Origin of the sequence: Rahnella sp. GSA61A, assembly GCF_019969905.1 — a bacterium.
Taxonomy (GTDB): Bacteria; Pseudomonadota; Gammaproteobacteria; order Enterobacterales; family Enterobacteriaceae; genus Rahnella; species Rahnella aceris.
Genome location: NZ_JAHXYO010000001.1, coordinates 260424 through 285501 on the forward strand (window position 1 = coordinate 260424; position 25078 = coordinate 285501).

At 51.7% G+C, this 25078-nt stretch carries 19 protein-coding genes, 1 pseudogene and 1 riboswitch; of the genes and pseudogenes, 5 read left to right on the forward strand and 15 right to left on the reverse strand.

Going from position 1 to position 25078, the window contains the following annotated elements:
- Positions 1 to 2: 2 nt before the first annotated feature.
- The 12 genes and pseudogenes from mraY to leuO form a co-directional block, all read right to left on the reverse strand.
- The gene (gene mraY, locus LC431_RS01175) at positions 3 to 1085 is read right to left on the reverse strand and encodes a phospho-N-acetylmuramoyl-pentapeptide-transferase (RefSeq protein ID WP_013577012.1); all 1083 of its coding nucleotides are present in this window, start codon (positions 1083 to 1085) and stop codon (positions 3 to 5) included.
- Positions 1079 to 2440 carry a UDP-N-acetylmuramoyl-tripeptide--D-alanyl-D-alanine ligase gene (murF, locus tag LC431_RS01180; RefSeq protein ID WP_119262106.1) on the reverse strand — a complete coding sequence of 454 codons (1362 nt, stop codon included), beginning with the start codon at positions 2438 to 2440 and terminating at the stop codon, positions 1079 to 1081. The genes mraY and murF overlap by 7 nt, the downstream gene beginning before the upstream one ends.
- The gene (gene murE / locus LC431_RS01185) at positions 2437 to 3924 is read right to left on the reverse strand and encodes a UDP-N-acetylmuramoyl-L-alanyl-D-glutamate--2,6-diaminopimelate ligase (protein ID WP_119262107.1); all 1488 of its coding nucleotides are present in this window, start codon (positions 3922 to 3924) and stop codon (positions 2437 to 2439) included. The genes murF and murE overlap by 4 nt, the downstream gene beginning before the upstream one ends.
- Positions 3911 to 5674, reverse strand: a complete 1764-nt coding sequence (locus tag LC431_RS01190) for a peptidoglycan glycosyltransferase FtsI (protein WP_013577015.1) — start codon at positions 5672 to 5674, stop codon at positions 3911 to 3913. Before LC431_RS01190 ends, murE begins: the two co-directional genes overlap by 14 nt.
- A 27-nt stretch (positions 5675 to 5701) precedes the next feature.
- Complete coding sequence (gene ftsL / locus LC431_RS01195) at positions 5702 to 6022, reverse strand: cell division protein FtsL (protein ID WP_013577016.1); 321 nt, start codon at positions 6020 to 6022, stop codon at positions 5702 to 5704.
- Complete coding sequence (gene rsmH, locus LC431_RS01200) at positions 6019 to 6960, reverse strand: 16S rRNA (cytosine(1402)-N(4))-methyltransferase RsmH (protein ID WP_037033435.1); 942 nt, start codon at positions 6958 to 6960, stop codon at positions 6019 to 6021. Before rsmH ends, ftsL begins: the two co-directional genes overlap by 4 nt.
- Before the next feature lie 2 nt (positions 6961 to 6962).
- A complete protein-coding gene (gene mraZ / locus LC431_RS01205; protein ID WP_013577018.1) occupies positions 6963 to 7421 on the reverse strand; it encodes a division/cell wall cluster transcriptional repressor MraZ in 459 nt (152 codons plus the stop codon).
- 708 nt (positions 7422 to 8129) lie between these two features.
- On the reverse strand, positions 8130 to 9134 hold the full coding sequence (gene cra, locus LC431_RS01210; protein WP_013577019.1) for a catabolite repressor/activator: 1005 nt from the start codon (positions 9132 to 9134) through the stop codon (positions 8130 to 8132).
- 166 nt (positions 9135 to 9300) lie between these two features.
- Entirely contained in the window at positions 9301 to 9792 is a 492-nt protein-coding gene (gene ilvN, locus LC431_RS01215) for an acetolactate synthase small subunit (protein WP_013577020.1), read from the reverse strand.
- A 2-nt stretch (positions 9793 to 9794) separates the two neighbouring features.
- Positions 9795 to 11513, reverse strand: a complete 1719-nt coding sequence (gene ilvI, locus LC431_RS01220; protein ID WP_013577021.1) for an acetolactate synthase 3 large subunit — start codon at positions 11511 to 11513, stop codon at positions 9795 to 9797.
- Positions 11514 to 11940: 427 nt separating this feature from the next.
- The gene (locus LC431_RS01225; RefSeq protein ID WP_223509174.1) at positions 11941 to 13737 is read right to left on the reverse strand and encodes a long-chain fatty acid--CoA ligase; all 1797 of its coding nucleotides are present in this window, start codon (positions 13735 to 13737) and stop codon (positions 11941 to 11943) included.
- A 289-nt stretch (positions 13738 to 14026) separates the two neighbouring features.
- Positions 14027 to 14974, reverse strand: a pseudogene (gene leuO / locus LC431_RS01230) (transcriptional regulator LeuO).
- A gap of 739 nt (positions 14975 to 15713) precedes the next feature.
- On the opposite strand from leuO, the gene leuA reads away from it, so the two are divergent.
- Genes leuA through leuD form a run of 4 tightly spaced genes read left to right on the forward strand, consistent with a single transcriptional unit; the run spans position 15714 to position 20412 of the window.
- Positions 15714 to 17303 carry a 2-isopropylmalate synthase gene (gene leuA / locus LC431_RS01235; RefSeq protein WP_013577024.1) on the forward strand — a complete coding sequence of 530 codons (1590 nt, stop codon included), beginning with the start codon at positions 15714 to 15716 and terminating at the stop codon, positions 17301 to 17303.
- A gap of 2 nt (positions 17304 to 17305) precedes the next feature.
- Positions 17306 to 18397: a 3-isopropylmalate dehydrogenase gene (gene leuB / locus LC431_RS01240; RefSeq protein WP_013577025.1), complete on the forward strand. Its 1092-nt coding sequence runs from the start codon at positions 17306 to 17308 to the stop codon at positions 18395 to 18397.
- Between the two features lies 1 nt (position 18398).
- Positions 18399 to 19799, forward strand: coding sequence for a 3-isopropylmalate dehydratase large subunit (leuC, locus tag LC431_RS01245; RefSeq protein WP_013577026.1), 1401 nt, complete (start codon positions 18399 to 18401; stop codon positions 19797 to 19799).
- A gap of 10 nt (positions 19800 to 19809) precedes the next feature.
- Positions 19810 to 20412 carry a 3-isopropylmalate dehydratase small subunit gene (gene leuD / locus LC431_RS01250; RefSeq protein WP_013577027.1) on the forward strand — a complete coding sequence of 201 codons (603 nt, stop codon included), beginning with the start codon at positions 19810 to 19812 and terminating at the stop codon, positions 20410 to 20412.
- A 283-nt stretch (positions 20413 to 20695) separates the two neighbouring features.
- Here leuD and LC431_RS01255 read toward each other — a convergent pair whose 3' ends face one another.
- The 3 genes from LC431_RS01255 to sgrT all read right to left on the reverse strand — a co-directional run bounded on the left by LC431_RS01255 (position 20696) and on the right by sgrT (position 23125).
- Positions 20696 to 21388, reverse strand: coding sequence for a hypothetical protein (locus LC431_RS01255; RefSeq protein WP_223509175.1), 693 nt, complete (start codon positions 21386 to 21388; stop codon positions 20696 to 20698).
- A gap of 227 nt (positions 21389 to 21615) precedes the next feature.
- Positions 21616 to 22779, reverse strand: a complete 1164-nt coding sequence (locus LC431_RS01260) for an MFS transporter (RefSeq protein WP_037033441.1) — start codon at positions 22777 to 22779, stop codon at positions 21616 to 21618.
- A gap of 160 nt (positions 22780 to 22939) precedes the next feature.
- Entirely contained in the window at positions 22940 to 23125 is a 186-nt protein-coding gene (gene sgrT, locus LC431_RS01265) for a glucose uptake inhibitor SgrT (RefSeq protein ID WP_037033442.1), read from the reverse strand.
- Between the two features lie 102 nt (positions 23126 to 23227).
- Here sgrT and sgrR point away from each other — a divergent pair, with 102 nt between their 5' ends.
- On the forward strand, positions 23228 to 24889 hold the full coding sequence (gene sgrR, locus LC431_RS01270; protein ID WP_013577031.1) for an HTH-type transcriptional regulator SgrR: 1662 nt from the start codon (positions 23228 to 23230) through the stop codon (positions 24887 to 24889).
- Positions 24890 to 24929: 40 nt separating this feature from the next.
- A riboswitch (TPP riboswitch) is annotated at positions 24930 to 25059 on the forward strand.
- The last annotated feature ends 19 nt before the right edge of the window (positions 25060 to 25078 follow it).

The window sequence follows — 25078 nt, forward strand, 5'->3', positions numbered from 1 at the left end:
AATTACCGTACCTTCAGCGTCGCCAGGCCAATCAGCACCAGCATCAGCGAAATAATCCAGAAGCGCACAATAACGCGCGGTTCCGGCCAGCCTTTAAGTTCGTAGTGATGATGGATAGGCGCCATACGGAAAATGCGCTGCCCACGTAACTTAAAGGACCCAACTTGTAAGATTACCGACAGGGTTTCGACAACAAACACACCGCCCATAATCACCAGCAAAAACTCCTGACGCAGCAGCACAGCGATAGTGCCCAGCGCGCCACCCAGCGCCAGAGAACCGACATCGCCCATGAAAACTTGTGCCGGATAGGTGTTGAACCACAGGAACCCAAGCCCGGCACCGACAATTGCGGTACACACGATCACCAGTTCACCTGCATGACGCAGATAAGGGATGTGCAGGTAGCTGGCGAAATTCATGTTACCGGTCGCCCACGCCACCAGCGCAAAGCCCGCCGCGACGAAAACCGTTGGCATAATCGCCAGCCCGTCCAGACCATCCGTCAGATTGACGGCGTTACTGGTACCGACAATCACAAAGTAGCTCAGCAGGATGTACATCAAACCCAGCTGCGGCATGATGTCTTTAAAGAACGGCACCACCAGCTCGGTCGCTGGCGTATCTTTACCAATGGCATACATCGTGAAAGCGGCTGCCAGCGCAATGACTGACTGCCAGAAGTATTTCCAGCGGGCGATCAGCCCCTTGGTGTCTTTACGCACGACTTTGCGATAGTCATCGATAAAGCCCACCACACCGTAACCCAGCAATACGAACAGCACACACCACACGTACGGATTGGACGGATAGGCCCACATCAATACCGAAATCGTGATAGACGCCAGAATCATCAGGCCGCCCATCGTTGGTGTACCACGTTTACTGAAATGTGATTCCGGGCCGTCGTTACGGACAATCTGGCCGAAAGACATTTTCTGCAGACGGGCAATCATGCGAGGCCCAATCCACAGCGACAGGAACAAAGCGGTCAGCAGGCTGACAATGGCGCGAAACGTCAGATAAGAAAAGACGTTGAAGCCGGAATAATATTTGACCAAATGTTCGGCCAGCCAAACTAACATGTTGCATTCTCCTGTAACGCGCGTACTACCTGCTCCATTGCGGCACTACGTGAACCTTTAATCAAAACGGTAATTACCGCATGTTCAGACAGTAAGCTCGTTAAACGGGCCGTCAGGGCTGCCTTATCTTCCAGATGTTCACCACACCCGCTGACATCACTGATGATGCGGCTGTCATGACCAATGCTGAATACTTTGTCGATACCGGCGTCGCGGATAGCTTCACCGACCTGACGATGGCAATGTTCGCTTTCAGCGCCCAGTTCAGCCATATCGCCCACTGCCATCACGCGGTAGCCCGGCATTTCCGCCAGCACCTGTGCGGCAGCGGTCATTGAACCCACATTCGCGTTGTAGCTGTCATCAAGCAAGGTTTTGCCCTCGCTGATAACGATCGGGAATAAGCGCCCTTTCACGGATTGCAGCGTCGCCAGCCCGGCGCGCACGTTCTCCGGCGATGCACCGACAGACATTGCCAGCGCAGCCGCAGCGAGTGCGTTAGCGATATTGTGACGACCCGGAACCGGCAGCGAGACATCAATGCTGCCCTGAGGAGAATGCAGAGTGAACGTGGTATTCAGCGGGCTGATGTTGACATCAGTGGCACTGAAATCGATGCCTTCACCGAAAGTGGGAGAGAAACGCCAGACGGTTTTACCGTTCAGCTTATGCTGCCAGTTCGCCCAATCGTTGTTATCCGCATTGATCACGGCAATGCCGTTTTCCGGCAGCCCATCGAAAATCTCGCCTTTCGCACGAGCCACGCCTGCGAGGGAACCGAAACCCTCCAGATGTGCGGCGGACAAGTTATTCACCAGCGCCGTTTCAGGTCGTGCCAGGGCAGTGGTGTAGGCGATTTCACCCGCATGATTCGCACCCATTTCGATGACAGCAAAATCATGTTCTGCCGTTAAGCGCAGCAACGTCAGAGGAACGCCAATGTCGTTATTGAAGTTGCCTGCGGTATACAGCACATTGCCGCACTCGCGCAAAATCGCCGCGGTCATCTCTTTCACAGACGTCTTGCCGGAAGAACCGGTCAGGCCGACGACACGCGCCGGAACCTGCTGACGCACCCAGCCGCCCAGTTGCCCGAGCGCAATACGGGTGTCAGCAACCACTAACTGAGGAACATCTACCGGTAAGCGCTTACTTACCAGTAAAGCCCCTGAACCGGCTTTTACGGCATCAGCGGCAAAGTCGTGGGCATCGAATTTTTCGCCTTTCAGGGCGACAAACAAACAGCCTTCAGTGATCTGACGGGTGTCCGTCGTCACGCTGTCAATTTGAGTATCAGTGCCGATGAGCTCAGCGTTGAGCGCATCAGCCAGCGTTTGCAGGGAAACACGGATCATGCGATCACCCCCAGCAAACGTGCAACCGTCACACGGTCGGAATAGTCGAGACGCTGGTTTCCGACGAGCTGGTAATCCTCATGCCCTTTACCGGCAATCAACACAACGTCGTCTTCTTTCGCCTGCATGATCGCGCTGGTGACTGCTTCTGCGCGGCCATGGATTTCCTGCACACGTCCTGCATCAAGCAGACCGGCAAGGATATCTGCAACGATAGCGCGAGGCTCTTCGCTGCGAGGATTATCATCGGTAACAATCACGCGGTCAGCGTATTGCTCAGCAATAGCGCCCATCAGCGGACGCTTGCCTTTATCGCGATCTCCACCGCAACCAAAAACGCACCACAACGTGCCACGACAATGTAGCCGCGCTGCCGCCAGCGCTTTTTCCAGTGCGTCAGGAGTGTGCGCATAATCAACCACCGCCGTAGGTTTACCCGGCGCATTGAAAACTTCCATACGGCCACAAACCGGTTGCAGCTGAGAGGCGGTCACCAGTAATTGCGCCAGCGGATAATCCAGAGAAAGCAGCGTGGCCAGCGCAACCAGCAGATTGCTGACGTTGAAGGCCCCCATCAGGCGGCTCTCCAGCTTGCCTTCACCCCAGCTTGAATCGATGTTTACGGTGGCACCGTTATCGTGATAATTCACGCTACGTGCCACCAGCCAGCGGCCACTCCAGCCTGCCGGAATTTTGTCTTCCATGCTGACCGCAATCGCATTTGGCGTTTTCGCCAGCCAGCGTGCACCGACTTCATCGTCAGCATTGATAATTTTTTGACCGACCTGATGTGAGGCGAAAAGCTGCCATTTGGCATCTTCATAGCTTTGCATATCACCGTGGTAATCAAGGTGATCACGGCTCAGGTTGGTAAATGCGGCAGCGGCAAACGGCAGTGCGGCAACACGGTGCTGAACCAGCCCGTGTGAAGAAACTTCCATTGCGGCAAAGGTTGCACCCAGTTTCACCAGGTCAGCCAGAATGTGCTGAACCTGTACGGCAGAACCGGTGGTGTTTTCCGCTGGTATCACGTTATCCAGCAGGCCATTGCCCACAGTGCCCATCACGGCACTGGTTTCGCCCAGCAACTGGCTCCATTGCGCCAGCAGTTGCGTGGTCGTGGTTTTGCCGTTGGTGCCAGTTACGCCAACCAGACGTAATTCTTTGCCCGGTTGCTGGTAAAAACGTCCCGCCAGCTCTGACAGCAGAATATTGAGATCCTCAAGATAAACCACCGGTACGCCATGCATCTGGCAGACCGTTCCGTGCTGTTGCTCACCCTTTGCCTCGGCCACAACGGCGGCGACGCCCTGGGCAATTGCCTGGGGAATAAAACGACGCCCGTCACTGGTATGGCCTGAAACCGCGACAAACAGATCGCCGGCAGCCGCAACGCGGCTGTCCAGAATCATGTCTTTTAGCGCTACCGCCGGGGCATCACTCACCCAGGGCGCTAAGATGTCGCGCAAATTACGATCTGCCACCTGAAGCCTCTTTTTGATTATTCACTATGTCTGCGTTTTCATCGGCAGTCAGCGCATCCGGTTCAACGTTCATGGTGCGCAATACGCCGCCCATGATGGCGCCAAACACCGGTGCGGAAACGGCCCCACCGTAATATTTCCCTGCCTGTGGATCGTTGATAACCACCACAAGGGCAAATCTTGGATTGCTTGCTGGCGCAACGCCGGCGGTATAGGCAATGTATTTGTTAACGTACTTCCCATCCGGGCCGACTTTTTTTGCGGTACCGGTTTTAATCGCAATGCGATAGCCCTTGATTGCCGCTTTCACGCCACCGCCGCCAGGCAGTGCCACGCTTTCCATCATATGCACAACGGTACGTACCAGCGGTTCAGGGAAGACGCGCTCGCCGGAAACCGGCGGATCAACTCGTGTGATCGACAATGGGCGATAAACGCCCATGCTGCCGATTGTTGCGTAGACTCGCGCTAGCTGGAGAGGTGTCACCATTAGCCCGTAGCCGAAAGAGAAGGTGGCCCTCTCTATGTCAGACCACCGTTGTTTTTTAGGGTATAAGCCACTGCTTTCTCCGACCAGCCCCAAATTGGTCGGTTTTCCCAATCCGAATCGCGAGTAAGTATCTACCAGCTCAGCGGATGGCATCGATAACGCCAGTCGTGAAACACCGACGTTACTCGACTTCTGCAAGATACCCGTAACGGAAAGCTCCGCGTAACGGGCCACATCTTTAATCTCATGACCGTTAATCCGGTACGGCAAAGTATTCAGTACGCTGTTCTCGCGCACCACACCGTTTTTCAATGCCGTCATCACCACCATCGGTTTCACTGTGGAACCCGGTTCGAAGATGTCGGTGATGGCACGGTTACGCATCACGTCTTTTGGCGTATCCGGCATGTTGTTCGGGTTGTAGGACGGGCTGTTAGCCATCGCCAGCACTTCACCGGTTTGCACATCGACCAGCACCGCAGTGCCCGACTCCGCTTTGTTGAATGCCACGGCGTTGTTAAGCTCGCGGTAAACCAGCGCCTGCAAACGCTCATCGATGCTGAGCGCCAGATTGTGTGCCGCCTGGCTGTCTACAGTAGAAATATCCTCGATGACGCGCCCGAAGCGGTCTTTACGAATGGTACGTTCACCCGGTTTACCGGTCAGCCAGCGGTCAAAACTCTTCTCGACGCCTTCAATACCTTCGCCGTCGATATTGGTGACGCCAATAACATGCGACGTCACCTGCCCGGCCGGGTAATAGCGGCGGGATTCCTGACGCAGGGAAATCCCCGGCAGTTTGAGTTTACGGATATATTCGCCGACCGCAGGATTGACCTGACGCGCCAGATACACGAAGCGCCCATTTGGATTGGCAGTAATGCGGGACGAAAGTTGGGCAAGAGGCATATTCAGTGCATCGGCCAGCGCTTTCCATTTGGTATCGGAGGTGATACCGCCGCGATCGCTAATTTCTTTTGGGTCAGCCCAGATGGCATTAACCGGTACACTGACCGCCAGCGGGCGACCAGAGCGATCGGTAATCATGCCACGGGAGGTTGGAATGGTTTGTACGCGAAGGGAACGCAGGTCACCTTCCTTCACCAGCTTATCCGGATTAATCACCTGCAGATACGCCACACGCAACATCAGGCCAACCAATGCCAGCAGGATACAAGCGCACAACAACGCAAAACGCCAGCTGATAAAGCTGGCTTGATTTTCGGGACGCTTTAACTTCGCGGTGCGTGTTGCTTTCATTCGCTGCCTGTATTCTCCGTGCGCATTTTAAGGCTGAACCACAATAATTTCTTGAGATGGATCAACGTGTTGCATTTGCAATTTCTCCGTTGCGATGCGTTCTACCCGGCTGTGATCACCGAGGGCGTTCTCTTCAAGGATCAGGTTGCGCCATTCAATGTCCAGCGCATCCCTTTCCAGGACTAATTGTTCACGCTGAGCCGTCAGCAAACGCGTACGGTGAGCGGTAGTGACCACTAAAATTGCACTGACCAAAACGGCGATCATCAGAATTAACGGGATCTTGCCGTTGCGAAGGATATCGCTGGCGATCACCCCCACTAATCCGTGGCGTTCGTTGCCTATCACGCTGTTGTTCTCTCAGCAAAACGCAGAACAGAACTGCGTGCCCGCGGGTTCTCTGCCACTTCGGCTTCAGAGGGCATCATTTTCCCGACTGATTTCAGTGAACGTCCGCCAAGTTCCGCGATTTGCGCTTCCGTCATCGGGATACCGGCTGGCACCTGCGCGCCACGGCTATGCTGACGGATGAAGCGTTTCACAATCCGGTCTTCCAGAGAGTGGAAGCTGATCACGGATAAACGCCCTTCAGGTGCCAAAATTTCCAGTGCGCCATCCAGCGCACGTTCAATCTCTTCCAGCTCACTGTTGATGTAGATACGGATCGCCTGGAAGCTGCGCGTGGCCGGATGCTTGTGCTTCTCACGAACTGGCGAGGCATTAGCGATCAGATCCGCCAGCTCTTTAGTCCGGGTCATCGGCAATTCGCGGTTACGCTCAACGATCGCGCGTGCAATGCGTTTGGCAAAACGCTCTTCACCAAAAGTTTTCAACACCCAGGCAATATCTTCGGCTTCGGCTTTCATCAGCCATTCAGCTGCTGAATAACCACGGGTAGGATCCATACGCATATCCAGAGGCCCGTCACGCATAAATGAGAATCCACGTTCAGGATCATCAAGCTGAGGAGAAGAAACGCCTAAATCCAGCAGTACGCCGTCGATCTTGCCTTCGAGACCCCGATCCCGCACATAGTCGGCCAGATCAGAAAAAGGTCCGTGAACGATAGAGAAACGCGGATCATCAATAGATTCTGCGGCTTTGATCGCCTGTGGATCACGGTCAATCGCCAGCAAGCGTCCGTCCGGCCCAAGCTGGGACAGAATCAGACGTGAATGGCCACCACGGCCAAAAGTTCCGTCTATGTAAATGCCGTCCTGTCGAATGTTGAGGCCGTTAACGGCTTCATCCAGCAAAACGGAAGTGTGTTTGTAGTTTTCAACCATGCTTATAATGACAAGTCCTGTAATCGGTCAGAAAGTGGCTCCTGAGACGATTGTTCAGCGTCGATGTCTTCCTTAACTTGTTGATACCAGGTCTGTTCATCCCACAATTCAAACTTATTGAACTGCCCAACCAGCATCACTTCTTTTGCGAGCCCGGCATGCTGACGCAATGTTGTTGCAATCAGCAGACGCCCGGCGTTATCCATCTGACATTCACTGGCATGCCCCAGTAAAAGGCGCTGAATACGGCGCTCAATGGGGTTCATACTCGACAGACGGGACAATTTTTGTTCGATAACTTCCCACTCAGGGAGGGGGTAAAGGAGGAGACATGGGTGATGGAGGTCTATGGTGCACACCATTTGACCTTGCGATTCTTCGCTCAGTAAATCCCGATAACGGGTGGGTACGGCAAGTCGCCCTTTACTGTCGAGGTTAACCATCGTCGCGCCACGAAACATGACCGCTCTACCCCTCTGTGACCCTTTTCACCACTTTCCCCCACAAATTCCCACAGAAAAGAGTTTACGGATGGTTTTAAAACCTTGTCAAGCCAGAGCGGAGACGGTTTGGCAATATTTACGCAGCCACACAAATGCTTAGCGCAATGTGATGAGGTTTTTTAGAGGGGGTATAGAAAATAACGTCATGATTAGTTGAAGAAATTTCGGAGGGTTAATAATTTCGTTTAAAAAAAAGCCAAACTGAACATTATTTAACTATTTATATTCTTCTGCTATCCAACTCTCATTTCCTGACCGTTTTGCCTTAACAAAAATCATTTTCAATTTTTTTCTGGCTGTCACGTCTAAATCAACATCATTTTACATGCCAACCCGCATGGCATAAGCCTTCGGGCAGATTTAAAAGCCATCAGTACCGCAGCAAACTCACACCGCTGGAATTTAAGCGGGGAATTCTACAGCACTTTTGCGGCGAGCATTAACGTATTTTAGAAATTGATTGGAAGGTTTATATCAGCGGAAGGAAAGCAAAAACATTTGTTAATAATTCAGCAGTCTGGGAATGCTCCTAAATTGCCCATTAAAGTCATATGGGAATTCTCGTATTTTGATTATCAGAAACGGCAACGCAAATTACCGGAATGTTTTAACGCGATTCAGCAACGGTGAAAAAGACGGGCAGTCAGGTGAATACCCGTCCGGGGTTTATTTGCGGCTCAGGCGACCACGGCGGAACAAATTACGGCGGATACGGGTCAGCCCTGCTTTCGGCTTCTTCGGCTCATCCAGACAGGCCAGAACCAGCTCCAGTACACGTTCAGCCACATCGCGGTGACGCTGCGCCACGGCCAGAACCGGGCATTCGAGGAAATCGAGCAGCTCGTTATCGCCGAATGTGGCAATAGCGAGATTGACCGGTAAACGCCCTTCCATTTTCAGCGTAACGTCCATCACACCCTGTAACAGCTGGAATGACGTCGTAAATAACGCCTGCGGCATCGGGTGCGTTTTTAGCCATTCGGCAAACACTATGGCCGCTGATTCACGATCATAAGCATTGGCATAAAGGTATTCCGGCTGGCGTGGATCTTCAGCCCATGCCTGGCGGAATCCCTGCTCGCGCAGAAAACTCACGGAAAGCTCAGGCAATGCGCCGAGATACAATACCGATTCAGCAGGAAAGGTGCGCAACTCCTGCGCCAGCATCAGTGCGTCATCCTGATCGGCACCCACAACACTGATGAAGTGTTCGGGATCCAAAGCGCGATCAAGCGCAATGATCGGGAAATCATCGTTGGCCCAGCGCTGATAGAAAGGATGTTCCGGCGGCAATGACGTGGAGATAATGATCGCATCTACCTGACGTTGCAGCAGATGTTCGATGCAGCGCATTTCGTTGTCAGGCTGATCTTCTGAACAGGCGATTAGCAGTTGATAACCCCGCTGACGGGCCTGACGCTCGAGGAAGTTGGCGATTTTGGTGTAACTGGTATTTTCCAGATCGGGGATCACCAGGCCAATAGAACGGGTGCGACCGGCGCGTAAACCCGCTGCCACCGCATTCGGGTGATAGTTATGTTCCTTCACGACAGCCATAACTTTTTCGACTGTCTTATCGCTGACACGATACTGTTTCGCTTTGCCATTAATCACATAACTGGCCGTTGTACGCGAAACGCCCGCTAACCTCGCGATCTCATCCAGCTTCACTGAGAAACCCCTTAATAAAGATAATGCTTTATCTAACCGCAGAAGCCTCCGGCGGGCAAGGTGTTTTACCGAATCGCTTCACCTGTCTCGCAAAAAATAAAGCCCAACTCAAGAGCCGGGCTTTTAAATATCAGATAAGTTTCACATCTTGCTGATTATTTACGCTTTAGCGCATGATTTTGTCGCCACGGGAGACACCCACTACGCCGGAGCGCGCAACTTCGACGATTTCAGCCACATCACGGATACTGGCTAAAAACGCGTCCAGTTTGTCACTGGTACCCGCCAGCTGAACGGTGTAAAGCGTTGCTGTGACATCCACAATCTGACCGCGGAAAATCTCGGTAGAGCGTTTAACTTCTTCCCGGCCATAACCGGAAGCCTGCACCTTCACCAGCATGATTTCACGCTCAACGTGAGCACCCTGCACCAGCTCAGTGACTCGTAATACGTCTACCAGCTTATGCAGCTGTTTTTCGATTTGCTCGAGCACCTTGGCATCACCCACGGTCTGAATCGTCATGCGCGACAAGGTAGGATCATCCGTCGGTGCAACGGTCAGGCTTTCAATGTTATAGCCACGCTGAGAGAACAGGCCAACCACGCGGGACAACGCGCCCGATTCGTTTTCCAGTAATACTGATAAAATCCGGCGCATGATCAGGTCCTCTCCGTTTTGCTTAACCACATTTCGTCCATCGCACCGCCACGGATGTGCATAGGGTAAACGTGTTCTGTTTCATCCACGCTGATATCAACAAATACCAGACGATTTTTCTGTTCCAGCGCCAGCGCCAGCTTGCTTTCCAGCTCATCCGGCGTGCGGATAGCAATACCCACATGCCCGTAAGCTTCCGCCAGTTTCACGAAATCAGGCAGCGATTGCATGTAAGACTGAGAATGACGGCCGGAGTAAATCATGTCCTGCCACTGCTTCACCATGCCCAGATAGCCATTGTTCAGGTTCACGACGATCACTGGCAAATCGTATTGCAGCGCGGTCGACAGCTCCTGAATGTTCATCTGGATACTGCCGTCACCGGTCACACAAATTACCGTCTCATCCGGCAGGCCGAGTTTCACACCCAGCGCAGCAGGCAGGCCAAAGCCCATCGTGCCGAGGCCACCGGAGTTGATCCAGCGACGCGGTTTATCGAACTTATAATACAATGCGGCAAACATCTGATGCTGCCCGACGTCCGACGTGACATAGGCATCGCCTTTGGTCAGACGGTGCAGCGTTTCGATAACCGCCTGTGGCTTGATGGTACCGGTATTTTTGTCGTAGCTCAGGCACTCACGCCCGCGCCAGTTCTCAATATTTTGCCACCAGTCGCGCAGCGCATCGAATTCCTGCTTTTCGTCGCTTTGTGCCAGCAATTCCAGCATCTGAATCAGCGTCTGCTTCGCATCACCCACAATCGGAATATCCGCATTCACGGTTTTGGAAATGGACGTCGGGTCGATATCAATGTGCATAACCGTCGCATTCGGGCAGTACTTCGCCAGATTATTGGTGGTACGGTCGTCGAAACGCACGCCTACACCGAAGATTAAATCCGCGTTGTGCATCGCCATATTGGCTTCGTAAGTACCGTGCATGCCGAGCATACCAAGGCTCTGGCGATGGGTACCGGGAAATGCGCCCAACCCCATCAGGGAACTGGTGACGGGCAGATTCAGTTTCTCCGCCAGTTGCAGCAGTTCAGCATCACACTCAGAATTAATCGCACCGCCACCGACGTACAGCACCGGTTTCTTCGCCGCCAGTAAAGTCTGGACTGCGCGCTTGATTTGCCCGCGATGGCCTTGCACCGTCGGGTTATAGGAGCGCATCGCAACCTGATCAGGATAGGCGTAAGGCAGTTTAATCTGCGGGTTCACCACATCTTTTGGCAGGTCGACAACCACCGGGCCAGGACGGCCGGTAGAGGCAAGATAAAACGCTTTTTTCAGCACAGTCGGAATATCTTCCGCACGTTTTACCAGAAAACTGTGTTTCACCACCGGGCGGGAAATCCCCACCATGTCGCATTCCTGGAATGCGTCATAACCGATGAGTGAACTGTGTACCTGGCCGGATAGCACCACTAGCGGAATGGAATCCATATAAGCCGTGGCAATGCCGGTGATCGCATTGGTTGCGCCGGGACCGGAAGTCACCAGCACGACGCCCACGTCACCCGTGGCACGCGCATAACCGTCAGCCATATGAACAGCACCCTGTTCATGTCTCACCAGCACATGATCTATCCCACCGACCGTATGCAGGGCATCATAGATATCCAACACCGCACCGCCGGGATAACCGAATACGTGCTTAACGCCCTGGTCGATTAACGACCGGACGACCATCTCGGCTCCTGACAACATCTCCATGGTTTTGCCTCCAGGCTTTTTGCTTCTTTTATAGGATGACTTGTGTTTCAGCTAGCTGTTCTATCAGCAGCAATTTAAAGATAAATTGCTGAATTTTAGGACTTTCTATCGGGCTCACAAAACCCTGCTGTTCTTATTGGCGTTCAAGAATCTAACTCAGTACCTTAGCGTCAGAACCGGAGTCAGGCAAACGCCAAAAATTCTGCACAGGCATGATTTTATCGCCTCGCACTGCCTTCATTCTCCCGCTCGGGACAAAACACTGCCTGTGAGCACTAACCAGTCAGAAATATCAGGAAGGCTGGAAAAATTACAGTATTAAATTATGTCCATAGCGGACCTGAAACTAAAACGAGGGAAGAAAACCGGCGAAGTGACATACGCCGGTGATTCAGAAAGGAAAGTGATGAAACGGGCAGATGAAGCATTACTCCTGATAAAGCTGATCGATTTCCTTCTGATAACGGCTGAAAATATTTTTGCGGCGCAGTTTAAGGGTCGGGGTCAGTTCACCCGCTTCCATCGTGAAAGGTTTGGTCAGCAACACAAACTTTTTCACCTGCTCAAAACCGGCAAGATCATGCTGAATCTCGCGTAGCTGGTGGGCAAACAGCGAGAGGATCTGCTCGTTTTTCACCAGTCCGGCGCGATTGAAATAATCAATACGGTGCGCCTGGGCATAGACGTTCAGCACATCAAAATCAGGCACGATCAGCGCAGAAACAAAGTGCCTTTCATCGGCGATGACTGCCGCCTGCTCGATATAACGATCCTGCACCAGCGTGCCTTCGATACGCTGCGGAGCAATGTATTTTCCGCCCGACGTTTTCATCAGATCTTTGAGTCGTTCGGTAATAAACACATTCCCTTGTGCATCCATTTTCCCGGCATCACCGGTTTTAAACCAGCCGTCGGCAGTGAAACTGGCCGCCGTCTCTTCCGGTTTATTGAAGTAACCCCGCAGGAGTGTTGGGCCGCGAACCTGAATCTCATTCTCCTCGCCGATCCGCACTTCAATCTCTGGTAACGCCGTTCCGACAGAACCAAAGCGGAAATCATTTTCTTCCCAGCAGGTCACCGTCGCGCACGTTTCCGTCAGGCCGTAGCCGTATTTGATTTTCAGACCGAGTGATTCGAAAAACAGAATGACATTGTCGTCCAGACTTGCACCGGCGGCAGGCAGAAAACGCAGATTGCCACCCAGCAAATCACGCAGCTTTTTTAGCACCAGTTTATCGGCGAGAAAATGCGCAGGCGCCAGCCAGAACGGATAACGTTCGCCACGGCGCTCGATCAAAAACTTTTCTTTGCCCTGCCCGACGGCCCAGTGGAAAAGCCGCTTTTTGAGGGTTCCTGCGCGAGAGACTTTGTCGTGGATCGCGCTGAACACTTTTTCATAGAAGCGCGGTACCGCACACATTACTGTCGGTTTAATGGACTGCAAAGCATCACGCACCAGATCAGTTTCGCGCAGGAAGACGTTTTGCGCACCGCAATGCATCACGAAGAAACTCCATGCGCGTTCAAAAACGTGCGCCAGCGGCAGAAAACAAAGGGAAACATCATGCTCCGAAATGCTCAGACGCCTTTCATGCTGCATCAGTTGCGTCGCCATGCTGCGGTAATCCAGCATCACGCCTTTTGCTTCTCCGGTGGTGCCCGAGGTATAGATGAGCGTGAACAGATCACTCAGGTCACGGGCATTCACCCGCACTTCACGCTCAGCAGCTAAAGCAGCATCCCGGGGAACAATGCCTGAAACATGCCGGGCAATGGGTACGCCACGTAAATCGACATCATTGTCCAGCACCAGTATGTGTTTCAGCTGCGGGCAGAGATCACGCACAGCCACCGCCGCGTCATATTGTTTCTGACCGACGACAAACAAAATACGGACATCCGCATCATTGAGTACATATGCAGACTGCGCGGGTGTATTGGTGGCATAAACCGGCACGGTGACAGCACGCAATTGCAGGATCGCAAGATCTGCTGTCGCCCAGGCCATCGAATTATTCCCGCAAATGGCGATGCGTTCCTGAACGCCCACTTGCTCCTGCAATAACACGTCGGATAATGCATCCACTTTCTCGCCCAGCTCACGCCAGGTCAGGGCAGATTCTGCCGCTGGCGACCACTCGCGAAATGCAGTCTGTTCAGCGCGGGCAACGACTTGCTGACGAAAACGGGAAATCAGATGGTAATCATTTAAGGTTGGATTCATTGAGCGTTTATACCGGCGTCCAGCGTAGTCAGTAAAAGGAGGGAGCTGACTGCATTGCTCTGTTACAAAGATTTAACACAGTCTACCGACAAAGATTGCAAGGCGAAATGAAATTGTAGGAGCTGCAGCAGGGTTTTGGAAATATCACGCGGAATTTCTAAGACAAAAAAAACCTGCAGGACTCTAACGAGGAGAAAAAAACCTGCAGGATAAAAAACTATCTTATAAAGAACAGGCAGCCGCTTTCGCTGCGATCACCTCTGCCAAAAAAGTCGTAATGACTGACTGATTACAGAGAAACAACACACTGGCTCAATAATGTTTTCATCCACATATTACCTTTGTCTTTGCTGGATGATTCGTGCCAGGAAAGATAACAAGTCAGCGTATTTTTCATCCACGGCAATGGAATGACGGATAAATTAAGTATTCCTGCATTTGCCTGTGCCAGCCAGCGCGGCACCAGTGCAACCATCTCGGATTTGGAGACAATTTCCATAACGCTGAACAGATCGGTTCCTTGATAGGAAATCAGCGAAACTAACTCAGAGTCGTCGTAATAAGGTGAACTGAAAGAATAGAAGCGGTCCATCATCATGACAGCATGTTTTTCTTTCAGATACTTTTCATCAGACATATGCGGACTGATGCGGGGATGATTTTGTGCTGCGACCAGAACCAGCTCATCATTAAATAAGGCATGATTGCAAAAATCAGCACGCTAAAATTTACGATAACTGATCACAAATTCTATATTCTGGTAACGCAGCTGATGTTCAATATCATCGTTAACAATCGTTTGCAGTTTAACACTGACACCCGGCGATAATTCTTCGGCGGCCTTCAGCACCAGGCTGGTGAAGCGTTTATCGAGCGGGCTGCAAATAGCGACATTAAACTGGCGTGTGCTGAGATAAGGGTCAAAACCTGCCCCCGGCAGTTCGTTCATCACCAGTTGCAAAGCCTGTCTGATCGGGCCAAACAGTTGACGTGCGCGCATCGTCGGTTGGATCCCGCGCCCGAAACGCACAAACAAGTCATCATTAAACATCACTTTCAAACGGGCAACGGCATTACTGACCGCTGGCTGGGACATCCCCAACATATTGGCTGCACGTGTAATATTTTGTAATTGCATGACGGCATCAAAAACCGTTAATAAATTTAAATCAACATTGCGAAGGTGCGTTTCTGCCTCAGCGGTTTTAGGTTGTATTTCTGTATCGGCGTCAGACATGATATCCCTCATAATAGACATTCGAATCCAAATAAAATGATTATCTTCAATAATCTATTTCGTAAAGCGCAGCATTGAGATGGTATTGGGGAACATAAATATTGGCAGAGAAAACGCAGCAAATTCTCATCAATTTATTTTCAGAAAAATATGAATTTTTGTTTCCAATAATCAGAAACAGAAATACAAATTTTATTTCCCACAAAGAAACTGATGATATCAAACAGCAAAATATTTCCGTAAACAACATTCTAAAAATGAATAATAAGTTAAGCCATACTAAATCATTTTTAATTCACTGTATTAAATAGAGTATTTATCCAGGTGCCCCCGGGCGGGTGCATTTTTTTTGTTCTTATTTTTCCGCCCCCCTTTAAAACCTTCATCCCGAGTACCTCCGCGACGCCAGTGTTTTATGCTAAATGAGATTCAATATCATTTTGGTGATTTTCTGGAATTTCCACACAGTGAAGGTTGACATACCGCACACATTCCCGTATCACTTTAGTCACTGTTTGAACGATATCCGTTCTGACCACCCGATGATGAGAAGCTGAAACACATGTTCATGATGACCCGTCTCCTAGGCCTACTACTCAACGCAGAATATTTGCGCGGTAAGCCAGTGGGCGAAAATCAGAACTGATTCAACTTCCACAGACAATAAACCCGCGCCGATGCGCGGGTTTTTTTTTATCTCCCGCAGGGCGCGAAAGTAAAAGCAGACAAGGAATAACCCATGAGCGAGCAAGTCATTATTTTCGATACCACGCTGCGTGACGGTGAACAGGCGTTACAAGCCAGCCTGAGTGTTAAAGAGAAGATTCAAATTGCAATGGCGCTGGAAAGAATGGGCGTTGACGTGATGGAAGTCGGCTTCCCGGTCTCCTCTCCCGGCGATTTCGAGTCCGTACAAACTATCGCACGCCAGATTAAAAACAGCCGAGTTTGCGGTCTGGCCCGCTGTGTGGACGGTGACATCGACGCCGCTGCCGAAGCATTACGCGTCGCAGAAGCTTTCCGTATCCACGTCTTCCTGGCCACTTCTACCCTGCACATTGAATCCAAACTGAAGCGCTCGTTTGATCAGGTGCTGGAAATGGCCACGCATTCCGTGAAACGCGCCCGTAATTACACTGACGACGTCGAATTCTCCTGCGAAGATGCCGGCCGTACCCCGCTGGATAATCTGTGCCGCGTGGTCGAAGCTGCAATCAAAGCCGGGGCGACCACCATCAACATTCCTGACACCGTGGGTTACACGACGCCGGTTCAGTTCGGTGGCATCATCACCAATTTGTATGAGCGTGTTCCAAACATTGATAAAGCGATTATTTCCGTTCACTGCCACGATGATCTGGGCATGGCTGTCGGTAACTCCATCGCCGCGATACAGGCCGGTGCGCGCCAGGTTGAAGGCACATTGAACGGTATCGGTGAACGCGCCGGTAACACTGCGCTGGAAGAAGTGATCATGGCGATCCGCACCCGCAGCGACTACATGAACGTTCACACCAACATTAATCACAAAGAAATCTACCGCACCAGCCAGATTGTCAGCCAGATAACCAACATGCCGATCCCGGGCAACAAAGCCATTGTCGGCTCTAACGCCTTCGCACACTCCTCCGGGATCCATCAGGACGGCGTGCTGAAAAACCGTGAAAACTACGAAATCATGACCCCGGAATCCATCGGTCTGAATCAGGTTCAGTTGAACCTGACTTCCCGTTCCGGTCGTGCTGCCGTTAAGCATCGCATGGAAGAAATGGGCTACAAAGAAGCTGATTACAATCTGGATCATCTGTATGCCGCGTTCCTGAAGCTGGCCGACAAAAAAGGTCAGGTTTTCGACTACGATTTAGAAGCACTGGTCTTCATTAACAAGCAGCAGGAAGAACCTGAATTCTATCGTCTGGATAACTTCAGCGTGCAGTCCGGCTCAAAAATTACCGCCACTGCGTCAGTCAATCTGGCCTGTGGCGAAGAAATCATTACCGAAGCCGCTACCGGCAACGGTCCGGTAGATGCCGTGTATCAGGCTATCAACCGCATCACCGGTTATCAGATTGAACTGGTGAAATACCAGCTGAGCGCCAAAGGTCAGGGCCGCGATGCTCTGGGTCAGGTTGACGTGGTCGTCTCCTTCAATGGCCGCCGCTTCCACGGTGTCGGGCTGGCGACAGACATTGTCGAATCCTCCGCAAAAGCGATGGTACACGTACTGAATAACATCTGGCGCAGCAAACAAGTTGAGATCGAAAAACAACGTTTGCAGCAGACAGGTCAGCAACACAACAACATTCAAAATAATCAGGAAACGGTGTGAACATGAGCAAGACCCATCATATTGCCGTCTTACCCGGAGACGGAATTGGCCCGGAAGTCATGGCCCAGGCATATAAAGTTCTGGACGCAGTACGTCAGCGTTTTGGCCTGAAGATCACCACCAGCGAATACGATGTGGGTGGCGCAGCCATCGACAAACATGGCAGCCCGTTGCCGCCAGCGACCGTTGCCGGTTGCGAACAAGCTGATGCGATTCTGTTCGGGTCCGTGGGTGGCCCGAAATGGGAACATCTGCCCCCAAACGATCAGCCTGAGCGTGGCGCATTGTTGCCACTGCGAAAACATTTCAAGTTGTTTAGTAATCTGCGCCCTGCCCGCCTGTATCAGGGGTTGGAAGAGTTTTGTCCGCTGCGTGCCGATATCGCCGCAAAAGGCTTCGACATTCTGTGTGTTCGTGAACTGACGGGCGGTATTTACTTCGGTCAGCCTAAAGGTCGCGAAGGTCAGGGCATGCACGAGAAAGCATTTGATACCGAAGTGTATTACCGTTTTGAGATTGAACGCATCGCCCGCATCGCCTTTGAATCAGCGCGCAAACGCCGCAGCAAAGTGACCTCCATCGATAAAGCGAACGTGTTGCAGACTTCAATTATGTGGCGTGAAGTGGTTAACGAAATCGCTAAAGATTACCCGGATGTCAGCCTGAGCCACATGTACATCGATAACGCGACCATGCAGCTGATTAAAGATCCGTCGCAGTTTGACGTGTTGCTGTGTTCAAACTTATTCGGCGACATCCTGTCGGACGAATGCGCGATGATCACCGGTTCGATGGGGATGTTGCCTTCTGCCAGCATGAACGAGCAGGCGTTTGGTCTGTTCGAGCCTGCGGGGGGGTCAGCCCCGGATATCGCCGGTAAAAACATTGCCAACCCGATTGCACAAATTTTGTCCGCCGCACTGTTACTGCGTTACAGTCTGGGTGCTGATGATGCAGCCAATGCTATCGAGCAGGCGGTTAATAAAGCACTGGAAGCAGGCCACCGCACCGGCGATTTAGCTAACGGTCAGCAGGCGCTGGGTACCAATGAAATGGGCGATATCATTGCCCGCTTTGTGAAAGAAGGGGCATAACATGGCCAAAACTCTGTATCAGAAATTGTTTGATGCGCATGTGGTTTACGAAGCGCAAAACGAAACGCCATTGTTATACATTGACCGCCATCTGGTTCACGAAGTGACCTCTCCGCAAGCGTTTGACGGCTTGCGTGCGATGGGCCGCCAGGTTCGCCAGCCAGGTAAAACCTTTGCGACCATGGATCACAACGTGTCCACGCAAACTAAAGACATCAATGCGAGCGGCGAAATGGCGCGCATCCAGATGCAGGAATTAATCAAGAACTGTGCTGAATTCGGCGTGCAGTTGTATGACCTGAATCACCCGTATCAGGGCATCGTTCACGTTATCGGCCCTGAACAGGGCATGACGTTGCCGGGCATGACGATTGTCTGCGGTGATTCCCATACCGCCACGCACGGCGCATTTGGCTCACTGGCTTTCGGTATCGGGACTTCGGAAGTTGAACACGTTCTGGCGACACAAACCCTGAAACAGGGTCGCGCCAAAACCATGAAAATTGAAGTGACCGGCGAAGCTCCTGTCGGTATCACAGCGAAAGATATCGTTCTGGCGATTATCGGGAAAACCGGCAGCGCAGGCGGCACCGGTCACGTGGTGGAATTCTGCGGTAAAGCGATTGAAGCGTTAAGCATGGAAGGTCGTATGACCCTGTGCAACATGGCGATCGAAATGGGGGCGAAAGCCGGTCTGGTTGCACCGGATGAAACTACGTTTGCTTATCTGAAGGGCCGTCAGTTTGCGCCGAAAGATCAGAACTGGGACGCGGCGGTCGAATACTGGAAAACCCTGAAAACCGAAGATGGGGCGAAGTTCGACAGCGTTGTTACGCTGGATGCGTCTGAAATCGCACCACAGGTCACCTGGGGTACCAACCCGGGTCAGGTGATGGCCGTGAATCAGACCATCCCGGACCCGGCATCCTTTGCCGATCCGGTAGAACGTGCCTCAGCGGAAAAAGCGCTGGCGTATATGGATTTGCAGCCGGGCATTAAACTGACCGACGTGGCGATTGATAAAGTGTTCATCGGCTCCTGCACCAATTCCCGTATCGAAGATTTACGCGCTGCGGCAGCGGTGGCCAAAGGCCGTAAAGTGGCGAACGGCGTACAGGCCATTGTGGTACCGGGATCCGGCCCGGTAAAAGCGCAGGCGGAAGAAGAAGGGCTGGATAAGATCTTCATCGAAGCGGGCTTTGAATGGCGTCTGCCAGGCTGTTCTATGTGTCTGGCGATGAACAATGACCGTCTGGAACCGGGCGAACGTTGCGCGTCTACCAGCAACCGTAACTTCGAAGGCCGTCAGGGTCGTGGCGGTCGCACGCATCTGGTCAGCCCGGCAATGGCGGCAGCGGCGGCGGTCACCGGCCGTTTCGCTGATATCCGTGAACTGAACTGAGGAAAACACCATGGCTAAATTTACCCAACACATCGGTCTGGTGGTTCCGCTGGATGCAGCTAACGTCGATACCGATGCCATCATTCCAAAACAGTTTTTACAGAAAGTCACCCGTACCGGTTTTGGCCAGCATCTGTTTAATGACTGGCGTTTTCTGGACGATGCCGGTCAGGTGCCAAATCCTGATTTCGTGCTGAACAAACCGCGCTACAAAGGCGCGAGCATTTTGCTGGCACGCGAAAACTTTGGCTGCGGTTCTTCCCGCGAACATGCGCCATGGGCACTGACCGATTACGGTTTCCATGCTGTGATCGCGCCAAGCTTTGCCGATATCTTTTACGGTAACTCATTCAACAACCAGTTGCTGCCAATCACGCTGAGCGACGCCGAAGTGGATGAACTGTTTGAGCTGGTGAAAGCTAACGAAGGCATTCAGTTCGAAGTGGATCTGGAAGCGCAGACTGTTAAAGCGGGCGATAAAAGCTATCCGTTTGTCATCGACAGCTTCCGTCGTCACTGCATGATCAACGGTCTGGACAGCATCGGTCTGACCTTGCAGCACGAAGAAAATATCTCCGGCTACGAGAAGAATCAGCCTGCGTTTATGCAGTGATCATTATCTGTAAACGATGAAGAAGGCGGGCCCAGCCCCGCTTTCTTCATCAGCCTTCAGGCATCCCCGAAAGCCTCTGCAAAGTTACCCCTGCATAGTCATCCTGTCTTCAGTTTCTTTGTCACGATTATTTCACTTACAGCGATGGGATCCTGGTACTTGCCTGATAAAAAATCGACTGAACCATAATTTTTTTTCGATGGAATAACAGTAATCATATTCAAAACACTTCTAATATTTTTACTCAACAACGGCGAATGCACAAATATCGGCCACCATTTAATTAGCTTTTCTTAGAAACTATAAACTCCATTAATGGAACAGCCTCTCTATATACTTTTTTAATATATTTAGTAATATCTAACATAGGATAAGAAGAGGATGTTTTAAATAATCCTAAATTGGGATCGAGAAAAAAACATTCCGAAGCACTGTAGCGAAACGCCGCAACGGCATGATAGCCAACCTCACCCGGTACCTCAGAAAACCGGAAAGCAATGATCGCTCCGGTGAGAGGGTAAGCCTGACCAAAACTGTTTACCCCGTTAAATAACATGAAATCATTACGTGTTATCAGACGATACTGTAAACCGGGAACGCCAGTTATTCTTTCCTTTTCTGCCTGACGGAAATTTTTATAATTAACAAAGACCTGATGGCGTCCTGTCTGACGTTTCGGATCCTGCTGGCTCTCCTTGCAGCTCCTCAGATAGCTCTCGTGCCGCCGGTATGAACGTTCAAGCAATAGCCTCAGCTTCGCAGTGTCAGAGGGGATTAAGGCTTTCTTGTCAGGTGTCAGTGGCGTGGAGAACCAACCGGAAAGCCAGCCGGAAAACCAGCCCCCCCTTTGTTGTACCGGCCTTTCTTTTAATATATCGCCCAGCCACGTCAGGCATAACCCAATACAGCAGCCCTCAGATTTTTTCTCATCAATAAATGAATTATATGTTTTCCTGATAAGTACAACTGGAATCATATTTAATACCCTGCATTAGAATTTTAAGAAAGACGATATTATAGAAAATACTTTTCATTAGCCATACAGGTAAAGAGGATGCGAAGCACTTAAAACATTAATCTTTGCAGGATAAAAACAGATATTTCAAAATTATTAAGACGTTGCCGGAACAAGCAAAAAACGGAATATATTATTCAGTTGAATAGGTTAAAGAGCGAATAAATCGCTCATTAACCTTACGTCATTTAAACATCTTTGACTTTATACATCAGCCCGAGCGCCACCACCGCCAGCACAGTTGCCGCCCAGTAGACCGGATAATGGCCGAAGTTTTCCACGATAAAGCCCTGCAGCAACCCCGCGCAAATCACACCGGTGGAAATGCTGTTGGTGAATAGCGTAGTCGCTGAACCTGCCCTTCCCGGCATCAGATCCTGAAAATACAGCATGCCGATCCCCGCCACGATGCCGATGAAAATCGCATTGAACAGTTGCAGGATCATCAGCGCCGCCTTGAACTGAAACGCCACCAGTCCGGCATAGAAAATCACACCACTCGCCACGGCATACAGCATCAGCTTGCGTTTGCCGGTACGTTTCACCAGATATCCGGCCAGCAACATGGCAGGAATTTCCAGCCCGGCCGCCGTCCCCATCAGCAAGCCTGCCAGCCCTTCCGGCAGGCCCAAATCGCTGGTGATGTACAGCGGCATATCAATGACATACATGATATTGCAGGTCCACATCAGCAAAGAAGAAAAGAACAGCAGACGAACATCTTTGTTACGCCAGGCACTGGCATGCACTACTTTTTCGTCCACTGGCAGTTCAAGGCGTGGTACTGAGGGCAGGAAAAACAGGATCATCAGTATGCTGCCGACAAACACCGCTGCCGCACTCAGGTACATTGGCGTAAAGCCGTAGTTCAACGCCACCATGAACGACAGCGGCGGGCCAAGCACCCAGGCCAGCGAGAGCATCGCACGCATCATCGAGCTGAACATCACCACTTCACTGGCGGAGCGATCCGCATGTTCCCGCGCCAGTGCAAAGAGCTGGGGCATCGACGCGTTACCTATCGCTGCCAGCAACACACCGACAGTGATCAGCACCAGATAATCGCGGCTGAAGGCAAAGACCAGACTGTTGCCGATCGCCATCAGGCAGCAGAACATCAGCAATTTCCGCCGGTCGCCTTTGTTATCGGAACGGTTAGCCAGCAGAAAGCTGATCGCGATCCCCGCGATGGCGTTAACGGTATAAAAGAAGCCGACCCACAATGGCCGGACTTTCACTTCATTGGTCAGAAACAGACTCAGCGTCGGCGCCTGTAATGCACCCGCCACGCCGCACAGCAAGGAGACCACCAGAAAGGTGACATAAATACGATTAAAACGAGGTTTTGACATGACGTCGTCCCTGAGAAATGAATGCAGATAAAGCAAGACAGACAGTGTAGCGAAGTTTCAGTCGGTTCTGGAAAATGAGCATAAAAAAACCAGTGAGTTTCCTCACTGGCTGGTGACAATACACCATTACTCAGAAAATCGAATTTAGTCAGACCTGAAGTCACAGTCGCCGGCGGTATTGCTCGTCGTCCATCGTTTCCATATCCCACTGCGTGAGACGGGACAGAATATCCAGACGGTACTGCACCGGTACCCATGACAGCCAGTCTGCATGATTTTTAGAGGCGTTCTTTTTGATGGCTTCAAAATAACGCTGATAGAAACGGGCGTTCAGACTGCGTTTCATGATGATCTCCGGTTGTTCACAACAGGCTTTCGTTGAGAAACAGTATCGGCGTAATATGAGGAAAGATAAATTGATGAAGATCGGCCACGGAGTTCCTCTTTTATGTCCTCATCCCGTTTGCAACAACAGTTCATCCGCTTATGGCAAAGCTGTCACGGTGAAGAAACTGAAACGACATTACAGGCACTGTCAGAAGTCCTGAACTGTTCACGCAGACACATGCGCTCGTTGCTCAGCACCATGCAGGGACAGGGCTGGCTGACGTGGGATGCAGAGGCCGGACGCGGCAAACGATCCACGCTGAAATTTTTGTATACCGGGCTGGCACTCCAGCAACAGCGCGCTGAAGAGCTGCTGGAACAGGACAGCATTGATCAGCTGGTACAACTGGTCGGCGACAAAACCCTGGTGCGCCAGATGCTGCTGTCCCAGCTCGGTCGCAGTTTCCGTCAGGGCAAACATATTCTGCGCGTACTGTATTATCGCCCGCTGATGAATCTGCTGCCCGGCACCATGTTGCGCCGTTCAGAAACCCACATTGCCAGACAAATCTTTAGCGGCCTGACACGCATAAATGAGGAAAATGGGGAAGCAGAAGGCGATTTAGCCCATCACTGGCAGGAAGTTTCGCCGCTGCACTGGCGGTTTTATCTGCGCCCCGCCATTCATTTTCATCATGGTCGCGAACTCGAGATGGCAGATATTATCGCCACGTTTATTCGCCTGAAATCGCATCCGCTGTTCAGCAACCTGAAATCAGTCACGACGCCCACGGCAAATGTCATAGATATCCACCTGAATGAACCCGACCGCTGGCTGCCGTGGTTATTTGGCAATATCCACGCGATGATCCTGCCGCAGGAATGGCAGTCACTGCCTGATTTTGCCCGCCATCCGGTCGGCACCGGCCCTTACGCCGTGGTGCGTAATCTGAAAACACAGCTGCGCATCCGCGCCTTTGACGATTATTTTGGCTTCCGGGCACTGATCGACGAGGTGAATATCTGGGTATTACCGGAACTGAGTGAAGAGCTGGTGCATTCCGGCGTACAGCTTCAGGCCGATGAATCAGGCAAAAGCGAGCTGGAAAGTCGCCTTGAAGAAGGCTGCTATTTCCTGTTATTTGACCAGCGTTCGCCGGTCGGACAATCAGAAGAAACACGCCAGTGGTTGTGCGATTTACTCAATCCCATCGCCTTACTGAATAATGCCGAACCGATTTACCAGCGCTACTGGTCTCCTGCGTATGGCCTGCTGCCACGCTGGCATCACAAAGCGCCCCGGCCACGTCCGCCCAAACCGCAAAACCTGACGCAGGTAACGCTGACATTTTACGGCGAGCATTCCGAACATCAGGCGATCTGCAACGCCCTGCGCCCGTTGCTGGCGGAAGAAGGTATCGAACTGATTATTCAGATAGTGGATTACGCAGTCTGGCACCGCGGCGATGCCAAAAGTGATCTGTGGCTCGGCAGTGCCAACTTCACCCTGCCGCTGGAGTTTTCACTGTTCGCGCATTTCTACGAATTGCCGCTGGCAAAGCATTGCTTTAGCGAAGAGATGAACGACGATGCCGCCCTGTGGCACGCCGGGAATTTATCGATGGCGAAATGGAGCCAGAAACAGACGGTCAGCCATCAGATCCATCCCCTGTTCCATCACTGGCTGGTGCTACAGGGGCAACGCAGTATGCGCGGTGTGCGTATGAACACCCTCGGCTGGTTCGACTTTAAATCCGCCTGGTTTGCCCCACCGGACAGTTAATCGGACTATCGCATCGCGCCGTTAATCACTAGAATGACATCCGTTCTCAACGGGGTGCCCGACTTGTTAAAGCTGCGATGTAAACGCCGTGAGCAAGTTTGGCTGAGATTTGAAACCCGTCGAACCTGATCCGGTTAATCCCGGCGGAGGGATTTGAGACTGCGCGATGCTTACTCAAAATCCTTTGCC

Excerpts from the sequence above, each read along its gene's own strand:
- mraY (WP_013577012.1), bottom strand. The coding sequence starts at position 1,085 with ATGTTAGTTTGGCTGGCCGAACATTTGGTCAAATATTATTCCGGCTTC.
- murF (WP_119262106.1), bottom strand. The coding sequence starts at position 2,440 with ATGATCCGTGTTTCCCTGCAAACGCTGGCTGATGCGCTCAACGCTGAG.
- LC431_RS01190 (WP_013577015.1), bottom strand. The coding sequence starts at position 5,674 with ATGAAAGCAACACGCACCGCGAAGTTAAAGCGTCCCGAAAATCAAGCC.
- rsmH (WP_037033435.1), bottom strand. The coding sequence starts at position 6,960 with ATGGTTGAAAACTACAAACACACTTCCGTTTTGCTGGATGAAGCCGTT.
- mraZ (WP_013577018.1), bottom strand. The coding sequence starts at position 7,421 with ATGTTTCGTGGCGCGACGATGGTTAACCTCGACAGTAAAGGGCGACTT.
- ilvN (WP_013577020.1), bottom strand. The coding sequence starts at position 9,792 with ATGCGCCGGATTTTATCAGTATTACTGGAAAACGAATCGGGCGCGTTG.
- ilvI (WP_013577021.1), bottom strand. The coding sequence starts at position 11,513 with ATGGAGATGTTGTCAGGAGCCGAGATGGTCGTCCGGTCGTTAATCGAC.
- LC431_RS01225 (WP_223509174.1), bottom strand. The coding sequence starts at position 13,737 with ATGAATCCAACCTTAAATGATTACCATCTGATTTCCCGTTTTCGTCAG.
- leuA (WP_013577024.1), top strand. The coding sequence starts at position 15,714 with ATGAGCGAGCAAGTCATTATTTTCGATACCACGCTGCGTGACGGTGAA.
- leuB (WP_013577025.1), top strand. The coding sequence starts at position 17,306 with ATGAGCAAGACCCATCATATTGCCGTCTTACCCGGAGACGGAATTGGC.
- leuC (WP_013577026.1), top strand. The coding sequence starts at position 18,399 with ATGGCCAAAACTCTGTATCAGAAATTGTTTGATGCGCATGTGGTTTAC.
- leuD (WP_013577027.1), top strand. The coding sequence starts at position 19,810 with ATGGCTAAATTTACCCAACACATCGGTCTGGTGGTTCCGCTGGATGCA.
- LC431_RS01255 (WP_223509175.1), bottom strand. The coding sequence starts at position 21,388 with ATGATTCCAGTTGTACTTATCAGGAAAACATATAATTCATTTATTGAT.
- LC431_RS01260 (WP_037033441.1), bottom strand. The coding sequence starts at position 22,779 with ATGTCAAAACCTCGTTTTAATCGTATTTATGTCACCTTTCTGGTGGTC.
- sgrT (WP_037033442.1), bottom strand. The coding sequence starts at position 23,125 with ATGAAACGCAGTCTGAACGCCCGTTTCTATCAGCGTTATTTTGAAGCC.
- sgrR (WP_013577031.1), top strand. The coding sequence starts at position 23,228 with ATGTCCTCATCCCGTTTGCAACAACAGTTCATCCGCTTATGGCAAAGC.